This is a genomic window from Bacillus sp. UMB0893, assembly GCF_002858905.1.
Taxonomy (GTDB): domain Bacteria; phylum Bacillota; class Bacilli; order Bacillales; family Bacillaceae; genus Bacillus_P.
This window is the reverse complement of sequence record NZ_PKLB01000001.1, coordinates 843,709-856,472: the sequence shown is the minus strand read 5'-3', so window position 1 is coordinate 856,472 and position 12,764 is coordinate 843,709. Positions and strand designations below refer to the sequence as shown.

Genomic DNA, 12,764 nt, shown 5'->3' with positions numbered 1-12,764 from the left:
GTATAATTCATAATTAGACAGAATGGGCAAAATTCCTCTTATTTCACATAAATTATTTTTGTTTTCCGATTGTTATTTTCCATTTGTCTTTCTTTGTCCGGCCATCAACTGATAATAATTTCGATCTGCCGAAACCTCTGACAGAAAGAGTATCGCCTTCCCTGCATTCAAATGAAGTCTGTTCAATCACTTTCCAGTTCACTTTTACATTTCCATTTTGGATAAGTATGCCGATTTTTTGCCTTGAGATGTTATAAATGGCAGCAGCGACAGCATCTAATCTTAAAGAACTGACGGTTGCTGAAGATTCTTGTATTGCTTCTGAATGACGGATTCTTTGCTTCCAATCAAGCGGCTGAAGGGAAACTTTCGATCTTCCGATTTCATTCAAATTCATTACGATAAAATCTTCAACTTCTTTTGCAGTTACAAGCTGAATTCGGTCCTCGAAAAATAGAAGATCTCCAAATTTAGATCGTTTCAGACCAAGTGACATAAGCGAACCTAAAATGTGACGGTGTTCAAGTGATGTATATTTTACAGGATAGTGTACTTCAATCAGAGAAACATGAAAATCCTCAAAAGAAGGAGTGAAGTAATCCGGATAAAGGAGAGCCCGTTTTCTCTCCATATCATCGCTTGAAAACAAGACGTTCACATCTCCATTTGTCCCAATTACCGCCCTGACCATATCCTGCTCTCTCGGATCGAGAAAATCGGTCAGTTTAGGACTGTACTGAAGAGAAACATTTTCTCTCCATTCCATCACCTGGTCAATAAAATGCCGTTCTTCCTGTCTGAAATGCTGATAAACATGATTCAACCTCATCCAACTCCAAACTAATTAGAAAAATCGCAAGCCCTCGAGCTTCGAGGAGCTAGTCGTTTGCGCCAGACATGTATGCGTGAAAATATCCTATACTTTCTAACCTTTAAAATAAAAACAGTGCCGCATTGACGGCACCTGCACCATTATGATTACCCAATCATCGTAAAAATAGAATTAATCCCATAGCCTGCAAAACGAAGAGCAAGCAGAGCCACGATTGGGGAAATGTCAATCATTCCAAGAGGAGGAATGAATCTGCGGAAAGGTTCTAAATATGGTTCCACGATTTTAGCTAAAAATTGGCCAAATCCGCTTTCTCTTGCATTCGGAAACCAAGACAGCAGAATATAAATAATGATCGCATACGAATAAATCTGCAATAATGTAAATAAAACGTCAGCTACTAAACCCATCTGGCCTTACCACCTCTGATCTTCTTCAGATATAATTTCAGATATTTGACCCGAGACATCTACATTGTCAGGCGTGCAAAGAAAAATATTCGACCCTATTTTTTGAATGTCTCCACCTATAGCGTAAACAGTCCCGCTTAAAAAGTCTACGATTCGTTTTGCCTGATCATGCTGAATTCGCTGCAAATTAACGACAACCGCTCTGCGATTTTTCAATTGATCTGCCACATCCTGTGCTTCAGCATAAACTCTGGGCTCACATAAAACCACTTTAGATGATTTTTGAACACTTTGCAAACTTACAACATTCTGTTTTGATTGCGTTTTTGCAGGAAACGGCTGTTCTTCTTCATATTCCTCTTCCTGATAACGTTCTTGTTCAACATATTCATATTCTTCATCATCCAAGGCAAAAAAGCTTTTAAACTTATTCTTGATACTCACTTTTGACACCTCCGATTATTAGCCTACTAGAGCAGAACCTATTCGAATAAAGGTTGCTCCTTCTTCAATAGCAATCACATAGTCATTTGACATTCCCATGGAGAGCTCTGTGCATGGGGCATGCGGCAAGTCTAGCGCTCTTACTTCCCCGCTTAAAACCCTGAGCCGGCTGAAAGCTTGTCTTAGCACGATTGTATCTTCTGTATTGGGCGCCATTGTCATTAGTCCTAAGACATGTATGTATGGATAGTTTTCAAGTTCTTTAACAAACGGAAGAACTTCTTCTGGCGCCATTCCATGCTTTGATTCTTCTCCAGACGTATTGACTTGGACAAAGCAGTTAACTTTATTATCGGCACGTTTGTTAATTTCTTTTGCAAGAGAAATACGGTCTAGGGAATGAATATAATCTGCTTTACCGATAACTTCTTTCACTTTTCTCGTTTGGAGTGTACCGATGAAATGCCATTTTGCCTGTGTTTTGATTTCATTATATTTATTGCTGAGGCCTTCATCCCTGTTTTCCCCAAGGTGCCGGACGCCTGCCTCAAGGGCCTCTTTAGTGCGGTCAATACTCACATATTTTGTTACCGCAATAATTTCTATTTCCTTTGGATCTCGTCCTATTTTAGCGCATGTATGGTTAATTTTAGATTGTATATCATTCAAGTTGTCTGCAACATTCATAGTTGTTAATTCCTCCTATGCAAACCGATAAAGCTGAACATTCTCCCGGTTGATCCTTTATCTCTTCGATGAGAAAAAAACAAATCAGATTCACAGCTAGTACATAATGAGCTCGTCAAAATCCTTGATTCTTTTAAGCCTGCTTTCAGGAGCAGCTGTTTATTAAGCTGCTTTAAATCAAGTGAATATTGTCCATCCGAAACACGATGGTAGGGCAAAACTTCACTAGCACCCAGAGCATTATTTACTTGTTCGATCACATAATTGTCTACAACGTAACAGCAAGCACCGATTGAAGGACCAATTATGGCATAAACAGCGTCAATGTCAGCAGCTTCCTCTTTCAGCCAGGTTTCGATCATCTTTCCGCCAATATCTTTCACAGAACCCTTCCACCCTGCATGAGCCGTTCCTATCAGATTCTTATTGCGTTCATAAAAATACAATGGAACACAATCCGCATAGCAAAGGGCAAGCATCAGATTATGTTCATCTGTATATAAGCCGTCTGTTTTAGAAATGGCTGACTCATACGTAAGAATACCTCTGCCTCTATCGGACCCGTTTACTTTATAAATGCGGTTATCATGTACTTGATCTGCGCATACCCAATTTTCAAGGGGTACTTCTAATGTTTCAGCTAAATGACTGCGGTTAGCGATGACGTCATCTTGATTATCTTTTACGTGCAAACCAAGATTTAATGATTGAAAATCGCCTTTGCTCACTCCGCCGTTTTTCGTAGTAAAACCAATCATAAGCTCACGATTGATTTCTTTCCAGACAGGACTATCCATATAAGTTTCATGATGCAAGTGAAATGGCTGCTGTCCATTCATAAAAATTCATTCCTTTTCGACACAGTTTGATTCTAGTTTACATATACACGACTATATTTTACCACATCTTTCCCATTCAGGCAGGAAGATTCCTAAAATTATTCGCCAATTTGGTCCAAATTCCTATTAACACGGACCAAAATGACATCTTCGCCGATTTTTACGATGTTTCTCCATGGAACAACAAGCTCTTCTTCTTTTCCAAAGAATCCGAGTACTTTTCCAGAACCGCTGATAATGACAGCCTGAATTTTCCCTGTCGTTACATTAATGTCGAAATCTCCAACGATCCCAAGCTTTTTCCCGTCTGAAACATTGACAACATCCTTCGTCTGAAATTCTGAAATATGCATCACGGTATCCGCCCCCTCTTCTTACTTTTATTGTATGAGAAGACTTCAGGTATCTATGCCCGCTTTTTATAGTGTTTGTTTTGTTTGATGCTAATTCAACATGAAGAGTAGTATGATATAATTTCAGTGAAAAATAACGTAGTGTAACAATGGAAGTGGTGGATATCAATGACAAAAGATACTTTTTTTCAATTAAATTCAATTTTCATCAGCATCTTAATAGAAGCGATGCCATTTGTCTTATTAGGAGTATTTATTTCTGGGATCATCCAAATATTTATTACTGAACAGATGGTCTCTAAGTTCATACCAAAAAATCGCATTCTCGCTGTAGTATATGGAACATTAATTGGAGCAATATTTCCTGCATGCGAATGCGGGATCATTCCAATCGTCAGAAGGCTTATTCTAAAGGGCGTTCCACTTCATATGGGAATTGCATTTATGCTTACAGGACCAGTTATCAATCCAATCGTCCTATTTTCTACCTATGTGGCGTTTGGCAACAAGTGGGATATTATGCTCTATCGAGGTGGACTTGCAATCATTGTATCGATTATAGTCGGTCTGATTCTTTCATATCAATACGATAGTAATCAGCTTTTAGAGAAGAAATCACTAAATGTACATAGCCATGACCATACCGGTGATCAGCATTTTCCGAAAAAACTTTTGGGAGCCATGCAGCACGCAGTTGAAGAATTTTTCTCGGTTGGAAAATATTTAATCATCGGGGCATTTATCGCTGCTTCCATGCAAACATTTATTAAAACGTCAACCTTACTTGCGATAGGACAAAATGAACTATCCTCATCAGCAGTAATGATGGGCCTTGCCTTTATTTTATCTCTTTGCTCAGAAGCTGACGCTTTTATCGCATCGTCTTTCACAAGTACATTTTCAACAGGTTCAATTATTGCATTTTTAGTTTATGGGCCAATGCTTGATATAAAAAATACACTCATGCTGCTGGATGCTTTTAAGAAAAAATTTGTTTTCTTTTTAATCCTATATATCACTGTCTTTGTATTATTTGGTTCATTGCTTATTTAAAGGAGGGTTTTTAGAATTGTTCCGTTTATTTCTATTAATGGCTTTTACCTATTTCTTTTTTCACCTGCACGCCTCAGGTAACATCACTAATTATATCAATATGAAATATTCTTACTTATCCTACAGCGCAATCTTTATTTTTGCTCTGCTGACAATCATTCAGGCTTATACTTATTTTAAAACCCCTGAAGATGATCACTGCGATTCGAATTGCTGTCATCCTCATGAAAAACGATCAGGTATTAAGAAATTTGTTCTTTATGCAATATTTATTTACCCATTGATAGCAGGTTTCTTTTTTCCAATTGCTAAATTGGATTCGAATATCGTTAAAGCAAAGGGTTTTACCTTTCAAAATTTAGATTCAGGGGATTATTCCAGAAATCAATATTTAAGACCCGATACAAGTGTTTATTACGGAAAAGAGGGTTACTATGATTTGATGCAGGAAGAGCTGGAGAAATATGCATCCATGTCTTCACTGCATTTAAGTGCTGATAATTACCTTAAAGGAATGGAAACCATTTATCAGTTTCCAGGAGAGTTTTTGGATAAAACAATTCAATTTGATGGATTTGCATTTAAAGGAGAATCGATTAATAAAAATCAGCTATTTGTGCTGCGCTTTGGCATCATTCATTGTATTGCCGATTCAGGTGTTTATGGGATGCTGGTCGAATTTCCTGAAGAAGTGAAATTAAAAGATGATGAATGGATTCATGTCAAGGGTACATTATCTTCTATATATTATCAGCCTTTTAAGGCCAAGATCCCGTATGTAAAGGCTGAAAGCTGGAAAAAAATAAAAGCACCAGAAGATCCATATGTGTATAGACGGTATTAAAAAGAATCAGGACTGTTCGGTTGAACAGTCCTAATTTTGTATGTTCTTATTCATTTGTTTGATTGCAGCCTTCTCAAGCCTTGATACTTGCGCTTGGGAAATGCCAATTTCTTCAGCCACTTCCATCTGTGTTTTCCCTTGAAAGAAACGCTTTCTAAGAATTAATTTTTCACGGTCGTTTAACCGTCTCATTCCTTCTTTTAAAGCAATTTCTTCAATCCAATGGGAGTCACGATTTTTTTCATCGCTGAGCTGATCCATGACATAGATTGGATCTCCTCCATCATTATATATTGGTTCAAAGAGAGAAACAGGATCTTGTATGGCATCTAAAGCAAAAACGATTTCTTCATGCGGAACTTCCAGAACCCGGGCAATTTCCTCCGCTGTCGGTTCCCTTGAGGTCTTGCTCATCAATTGTTCTCTAACCTGCAAAGCTTTGTAGGCAATATCACGAAGAGATCTGGAGACACGGATTGGATTGTTGTCACGTAAATACCTTCTGATCTCCCCAATTATCATTGGTACAGCATAAGTTGAAAATTTTACATTTTGGCCAAGATCGAAATTATCAATTGATTTCATAAGTCCAATGCAGCCTACTTGAAACAGATCGTCAACAAACTCTCCTCGATTGTTGAAACGCTGGATTACGCTCAGCACGAGGCGAAGATTGCCGTTTACCAGTTTTTCTCTTGCTGATAGTTCACCGCTTTGCATTTCACGGAACAAAATTCTCATTTCCTCATTTTTTAGGACTGGAAGTTTGGAAGTGTCTACTCCACAAATTTCAACTTTATTTCTTGCCACATTTTTCCCTCCTAACAGGAGCTGCTGTACAGAGTTAAGTATCTCCTTAGGTGGGAAAAATATGCACAAGCTATCGTCTTGAAATTTACCCGAAAACCGGCAAAAGCATGAAACAATTGGAATTTATCTGGATAAAAAAATTTTAGACCATTTTATTAAATTCTTTCCGCAATCGTTTGATAATTCTTTTCTCTAATCTTGAAATATACGATTGAGATATACCGAGCATATCCGCTACATCTTTTTGAGTTTTTTCTTCCCCGCCCTGCAGGCCAAAGCGAAGCTCCATTATTTGTTTTTCGCGGTCATTCAACTGCTGGAGTGCCTTTAGCAAAAGTTTGCGGTCAACATTTGCTTCAAGGTCTTTTGTGATAATATCTTCTTCTGTTCCCAAAACATCTGATAAAAGGAGTTCATTACCGTCCCAATCGATATTTAAAGGCTCATCAAACGATACTTCTGAACGAATTTTATTATTGCGGCGCAAATACATTAATATCTCATTTTCAATGCATCTCGATGCATAGGTGGCAAGCTTAATTTTTTTCTCAGGATTAAATGTGTTTACAGCCTTTATCAAGCCAATTGTTCCAATGCTGATTAAATCCTCAATATTAATGCCAGTGTTCTCAAATTTACGGGCGATGTAGACAACTAACCGCAAATTTCTTTCTATTAAAATGGAGCGAGCTGCTTGATCTCCCCCCGGAAGCTTTTTCAACAATACTTCTTCCTCATCTTTTGACAGCGGAGGCGGCAGAGCTTCGCTTCCGCCTATGTAATGGATTTCATCGGTTTTAAGACCAAGTTTCATTAATAATTTGTACCAAAGATACGTAATTTGCAATTTAAGTTTTTTCATATTCCTCCCCCTTCTATTTTTCAGGTGTGCTGAGTAAAATGGTTAAGAAACATCCTGAACCGATTGACCCTGCAGCATTTTCGGATGAACAATACAATCATATTCATCGTCAGGCGATAAGCATGTTCTGTTTAAACCAACAATTGCTTTTGGAACTAAAATGGCTTCTGTTTCTGTCATAATGATGATTTCATCGGGTTTCAATCCTAGAAGAAACTGATTTGTTTTCCCAACAACACGATAAGGTATGATTCTCATTCGGTGTTCAAGCGGATGAGATTCTGTGGTGCCTGATAATGCTGCCATCACATCTTCCTGCAAAGCAATGGAGATGAGAGGTCCAGGTAAATATTCAGCCGCCTTTTGTACATCCACAATCATCACAGGACTCTTTGAAATCGGGTCATAAAGCTGATTTCCACTGTCTATTAACCCTTTTAAGCGAAAATGAAAGTCTCCAATTTTAATGGATACAGTAACTATTTGATCGTATTGAATCTTTTTCATTTCCAAATCATCCAGACGTTTTCTAGAAAAAAACCATGTAGCAGGAAATCCTATTAAAACAAAAAGCCAGCTGATTGGATCTCCAAATCCTCCAGAGTTCGTCATAAGGACACCATCTAATATCCCAATCTCCGTTTGAATAAAATAATGAGTTCCTATCATGCCGCCGCCGATCATAAAAGTGACAAAGTAGAACGTGAATAAAGACTGAGTAAAATATTTAAACCGTTTAAAGCCAAAGGCAGTTACTACCATCATGATGGATATTGCGAGCTTGCTGATTGGGTGCACCATAATCTCAGACAATGGAGTAAACATAAGCAAAACGATACTAGATCCGATAAGAGCACCAATCAATAATCGAAGCTTATAAATTTTCCTTTTCAAAAGAATCGCAGTAAGAAGAAGCAGCAATAAATCAAAGGAAAAGTTTAAAAACCAGATGACGTCTAAATAGATCGACACGTGAATCTCCTTTCTCCAAAGGTGATTTCACATGCCCCGAAAAAAGAAAGGGCACTGTCCGATTGGATAGTAATAGTATAGCGGAGACATCTACGGGAAGTCTGTCAGTTACTGCCGATAAAATAGAGAATTTTTGATAGATATAGCTATTATTTGTCGATGAAAAAGAATGGTATTTTTATAAAATTATGAACCGTAAGCAAAAAACCTCTCTTCCCCATATACAGCCGGGAAGAGAGGTTTTTATTAATATTTTTATTTTGTCGGTTTTTTGCCGTTGATAAATAATTTCCCATCCGCAACAGCTCTAGTTTCGTTTCCGAAGTCATCTCTTGCAATAACTTCAATGCGAGCGCCGTCTGCCTTCATGTTAGATGTTGCTGTGTAATAACCTTCATAGTGACCCGGAGATGTTTCTCTCAGCGGAAGCTCAGTTGCATTTTGAACACTTGCATTCGTTAAAGGCATATGAATCACAAAGGTAGCATCAAGATCTTCCTCGCTATTAAATTCAATCTTCACGCTCTCGCCAGATTTAATATATTTGTCTTGTGCAGGCTGAAGGTTTTCGATAACTGGTGCGTTATATTTAACATAAACTCTAACTGTTTTCTTCAAACGATTTCCTGCTTTGTCATTAGCAAGCACAGTAATCATATTCTCTCCATTTTCTAAAAGGATGCGTTTAGTGAACTTGCCGTCTTGAACAGGTGCATTTTGTCCATTGACCTTCACCCAATCAAGATTCGCATCTGTCGCAGTACCGCTCACAGTTAATGCTTCAGTATTAAACTTATCACCGTTTTTCGGGTTTTCGATCGTTAAACCCGGCTTTGTTTTATCTAGAATAACCTTTACCGCATTTGATGGATCTGTCATCCCAGCTTCTGTGCTTGATTTAGCGGTTAACACATTTTCTCCTTCATGCAGTGTCACTTCTGCAGAGAATGTGCCATTTTCAGCTGCTTGTACGGTTGCTGCTTCTGCGTCTTCATTATATACATGAACTGTTGTGGATGGAGCTGCTTTTCCTTCAACGATTGTTTTTTCCTGATTCGTAAAAGTACCATCTTTTGGCGACGTGATTTCTGGAGCCGTCACCTCATAATTCACTACAGCACGAATCATATAGTTTCCTTCTTCAGCTGGTGCAGGTGACCATGCGCCCCCAACAAGCTGATAGCTGCGTCCCGCATTTTCCCCATCCTCATCTGTACCAAGTCCAGGAGCATTAGGGTTTGGCTGGCTTTGAATATAAACCATATAAAAGTCTCCATCTACCACAACACCTTGATCAAGCAAGTCTACCATTGTCCATTCCCCATTGCGGAGTGCGGTGGCATTTATTGGACCTGCAAGTTTTTTGCCAGGTGCGCCATCTGTGCCTGAGGCGTCATAAATGGCAACTTGGAAATCAGTTCCTCCTGGCACTGGCCATTCTGTATCCCAAAATCGGAATAATCCGCCAGTAACCATTGCACGTTCATTCCCCTCAGCAAGAGACATTTTAACGGCCCAGCCATTTCCGGCATCATAGAATGCACGAGCATTTTCAGCTGTCCCGTCATCATATCCAATTTCACCAGGATAGCCAATGAATGGTTTTAACGTGAAGTTTTGGATTGTTGTTTGATCTGCATCAATCGTTATTTGCATCTCTGCTCCATAATAAGAAGGTGCCATCGCTTTTAAGGTATATTCACCCTCATACGCGACAATTGTATATTCTCCCTGGTCATTTGTTTGGACTGGGGTAATGGCTGCATCCTCAACTAAAAGCAAAGTCGCATTAGAAACCGGTTCGCCAGTTACCTCATTCGTAATAACACCGCTGACTGTCCCTTGAGGAAGCTCCTCTAAAATGAAGTTTGCTTCGGTAACGATGTCATTTTCAATTGTTACAGCCTGTGTTTCAGATTGATATCCATATGCTTCTGCCTGCAGCGTATATGAACCTGCTCCATGAATAAGTTCATAGCTGCCATCTTGCAGGCTTGAGTAAGTTGAACGGCCTGTTTCAAGAACACTTACTTGTGCACGCAGGGGAAGTGCTGCAGGTGTTGCCTGATCATTATTGCTGTTCTTCTTAACTGTATATGGAGCAGGAGTTATTTTTTCAGGATACACTTTTTCTTTCTTAGCTGTGCCTGCTTTTGAATCATTTGCTGGTTGTTTATCTATTCCAAGGCTTGCTTTACTTGGTGTTTCAAGGGCAGTATTCGTTAATTTCACATCATCTATATACCATCCGTCTTTTACTACGCTTCCGTCAGTTGTTACATTAAACTGAATATAAATTCTTTGACCTGCGTATGCAGACAAATCAACTTGTCCATCTATCCAGCCTGTTGTCACGCCATTAACACGCAGTGCCTGAGTCCAGTTCTCCTGATCAGTTGATACGAAAACATGACCATAATCATATCTTGTTTCAAGTTCATGCCACTGTTTGAATTGCAAAAATGCCGGTCCCTCTTCAGGCAGATCAATTGGGGGCATGAGCAAGTTCATATTCGCACTGTTTTCATAATCCCCATCTAAATTGGTAGCATAAACATTTTCACCTGATGCGGCATTTCCAGGTCCTGATGCAGGAACACCAAGTTCCCAGCTATTCTTGACCCCGAATGATGTCCAGCCGACCGCACCTGATTCGAAGTCTTGTTCGTACCCAGTCGTTATGCCTGGCTGAACAGCTACTTCATATTCCTCTGAAACAACTTCGTTTGCTCCATAATCTATTATCTTCCATTTGTATACCACTGCACCTTCTGTGATCGCATCCCCCGGGATGATTGCTTCGTACACCCCATCTAAGTGATCTCCAGACATTCTTTGCGCATCTGCGATTTGCCATTGTCCGCTGTTATCTTGATAATGAAGAGCTACGCTCGTTACACTCACATTATCCTGTACAGCAATCGTTAGCGGGAGATTCATTCCTGCAAATGTTTCACTTGGAGCTTCATGCTGAAAAACAGGTGCCTCCGTATCTTCTCCCTCTTTTGCTACCTGACCTTTCACTTTACCAAGACCTGTAATAAGGGATGACACGGCATCAAATGCATTAACTAATCCATGTCCATACCCATTGTTTGGAGAATTTGAAAAAGTTGAATCTGTTAATGGTGTTGCGGTAGATAAAAGAACTTCTTCAATTTCATCTACAGTTATGGAAGAATCAACTTGTCTTAACAAAGCAGCAACTGCCGATACATGAGGTCCTGCCATCGATGTTCCATTCCATCCGCCCTCATAAGCACTGCCAGGAACGGAAGATCGAATATTTACTCCAGGTGCTGAAATTTCAGGCTTTGTTTCTTCATAAGGAGATGGACCCTGAAGAGAAAAAGTACCTAATTGATTATTGATATCTGTTGCTCCTGTTGCAAAGGATTCCGGATAGTTAGCAGGGTTTGCAATGGATCCAGGTCCACCTGGATTGAAAAGTGTTGTATTACCTGCTGAAAACTCAGGGAAGATATCTGCTGCACGCCAAGCTTGTACCATTGGACGGTACCATTCATCTAGTCCTGCTCCTCCGCCCCAAGAATTGTTCACCACGTCTGGTGCCATTTCAGGATGAGGATTTCCTTCTGCATCTTTAGGAGCTAAAATCCACTCTCCAGCTGACAGAAGATCTACATCTGAACCGCCATCTTCAGTAAATGCTTTAACAGCAATCCATTTTGAACCAGGAGCGACTCCTATTTGATTGCTTCCATTTGGTTCTGAACCGACCATTGTTCCTGTAACATGCGTTCCATGTCCAATATCATCATATGGCGCTGATTGATCAGCCGTTGCATCAAACCAGTTAAATTCATGATCTGGCGTGTTAGGTGCTGCTGGGTTATAGCCTCGATATTTTTCTTTTAATGCTGGGTGATCCCACTGTACACCTGTATCAATGGAAGCAACAACAGTTCCGCTGCCGTCAATACCCATTTCCCATGCTGCAGGGGCACCAATTTGATCTAAGTTCCATTCAGTGCTTGCTGGGGATGCTTTGGGCTCTTCAGCTTTTTTAACAGTCTGTTTCTCCTCTGCAGAAGAATGAAGTTCCCTCATTTCATTTGGAAGCACTTTTTCAACCTCTGGGAATGAAGCAATTTTCTCCATTACTTCTTTTGTCGCTGTAACAGCCATCCCATTAACAATGTAAAATGATTTAATATCTTTTGCTTTACCTTCTTTTTCTTGTTTTGTTAAGTATGTTTTAAGATTTTGCTGTGTTTCAATCGCTTTTGCTCTAAGTGACGATACAACAGCTGATCGTTTCTCATATTTTGCTTGAGTTACCGTTTCTTTTCCTGCTTTTTTTATAGCATGTTCAGCAACTTTGCCTGTATCGACTTGATCTTTTAATTTAATGAGAAACGTTACCTTTTCATCTTTTTTAAATGCCTGAGTCAGTTTTTTTGAAACTTTCTCAGCCTGTATGTTTTTTTGGTCTTGAACAGAGGTGCTGATTCCTGATTTTGTACTGGCTGTTGTGATTGTTGGTGCGAGCATTGTAAGCAACAAGATAAAAATTGACAAAATACTAAACAGTCTAACATGTTTCTTCTTCATTCTTTTAATTCCCCCTTAAATTTTAAATGGAAATTCATCCGTCCCCCTTCCTTCTCTCTCTTTGACTTGTCTGGGATGTTATC

At 39.3% G+C, this 12,764-nt stretch carries 12 protein-coding genes; 2 read left to right on the top strand and 10 right to left on the bottom strand.

All coding sequences use genetic code 11. The features are described 5' to 3' along the window. Positions 1 to 52 precede the first annotated feature (52 nt). From CYJ36_RS04355 to CYJ36_RS04330, 6 genes are all read right to left on the bottom strand, one after another. Entirely contained in the window at positions 53 to 829 is a 777-nt protein-coding gene (locus tag CYJ36_RS04355; RefSeq protein ID WP_101565139.1) for a YlmH family RNA-binding protein, read from the bottom strand. Positions 830 to 978: 149 nt separating this feature from the next. Continuing rightward, a complete protein-coding gene (locus CYJ36_RS04350) occupies positions 979 to 1,242 on the bottom strand; it encodes a YggT family protein (RefSeq protein ID WP_101565137.1) in 264 nt (87 codons plus the stop codon). 6 nt (positions 1,243 to 1,248) lie between these two features. Further along, complete coding sequence (locus CYJ36_RS04345) at positions 1,249 to 1,686, bottom strand: cell division protein SepF (protein WP_142382673.1); 438 nt, start codon at positions 1,684 to 1,686, stop codon at positions 1,249 to 1,251. Between the two features lie 18 nt (positions 1,687 to 1,704). After that, positions 1,705 to 2,373 (bottom strand): YggS family pyridoxal phosphate-dependent enzyme, encoded by a 669-nt coding sequence (locus CYJ36_RS04340; protein WP_101565135.1) that lies wholly within the window; start codon positions 2,371 to 2,373, stop codon positions 1,705 to 1,707. A gap of 5 nt (positions 2,374 to 2,378) precedes the next feature. After that, positions 2,379 to 3,212, bottom strand: coding sequence for a peptidoglycan editing factor PgeF (gene pgeF, locus CYJ36_RS04335; protein WP_101565133.1), 834 nt, complete (start codon positions 3,210 to 3,212; stop codon positions 2,379 to 2,381). A gap of 98 nt (positions 3,213 to 3,310) precedes the next feature. Beyond that, a complete protein-coding gene (locus tag CYJ36_RS04330; protein ID WP_101565131.1) occupies positions 3,311 to 3,568 on the bottom strand; it encodes a YlmC/YmxH family sporulation protein in 258 nt (85 codons plus the stop codon). Between the two features lie 165 nt (positions 3,569 to 3,733). Here CYJ36_RS04330 and CYJ36_RS04325 point away from each other — a divergent pair, with 165 nt between their 5' ends. Both CYJ36_RS04325 and CYJ36_RS04320 read left to right on the top strand, forming a co-directional pair. Beyond that, positions 3,734 to 4,618, top strand: a complete 885-nt coding sequence (locus CYJ36_RS04325; protein ID WP_101565129.1) for a permease — start codon at positions 3,734 to 3,736, stop codon at positions 4,616 to 4,618. 16 nt (positions 4,619 to 4,634) lie between these two features. Further along, positions 4,635 to 5,462, top strand: a complete 828-nt coding sequence (locus CYJ36_RS04320) for a TIGR03943 family putative permease subunit (protein WP_101565127.1) — start codon at positions 4,635 to 4,637, stop codon at positions 5,460 to 5,462. Between the two features lie 30 nt (positions 5,463 to 5,492). On the opposite strand, the gene sigG is transcribed toward CYJ36_RS04320, so the two are convergent. From sigG to CYJ36_RS04300, 4 genes are all read right to left on the bottom strand, one after another. Beyond that, positions 5,493 to 6,272: an RNA polymerase sporulation sigma factor SigG gene (gene sigG / locus CYJ36_RS04315; protein ID WP_142382672.1), complete on the bottom strand. Its 780-nt coding sequence runs from the start codon at positions 6,270 to 6,272 to the stop codon at positions 5,493 to 5,495. Between the two features lie 142 nt (positions 6,273 to 6,414). Next, positions 6,415 to 7,134, bottom strand: coding sequence for an RNA polymerase sporulation sigma factor SigE (gene sigE / locus CYJ36_RS04310; RefSeq protein ID WP_101565125.1), 720 nt, complete (start codon positions 7,132 to 7,134; stop codon positions 6,415 to 6,417). Between the two features lie 42 nt (positions 7,135 to 7,176). After that, on the bottom strand, positions 7,177 to 8,106 hold the full coding sequence (gene spoIIGA / locus CYJ36_RS04305; RefSeq protein WP_101565123.1) for a sigma-E processing peptidase SpoIIGA: 930 nt from the start codon (positions 8,104 to 8,106) through the stop codon (positions 7,177 to 7,179). Positions 8,107 to 8,361: 255 nt separating this feature from the next. Continuing rightward, on the bottom strand, positions 8,362 to 12,681 hold the full coding sequence (locus CYJ36_RS04300; protein WP_101565121.1) for a S8 family peptidase: 4,320 nt from the start codon (positions 12,679 to 12,681) through the stop codon (positions 8,362 to 8,364). Positions 12,682 to 12,764: the final 83 nt, after the last annotated feature.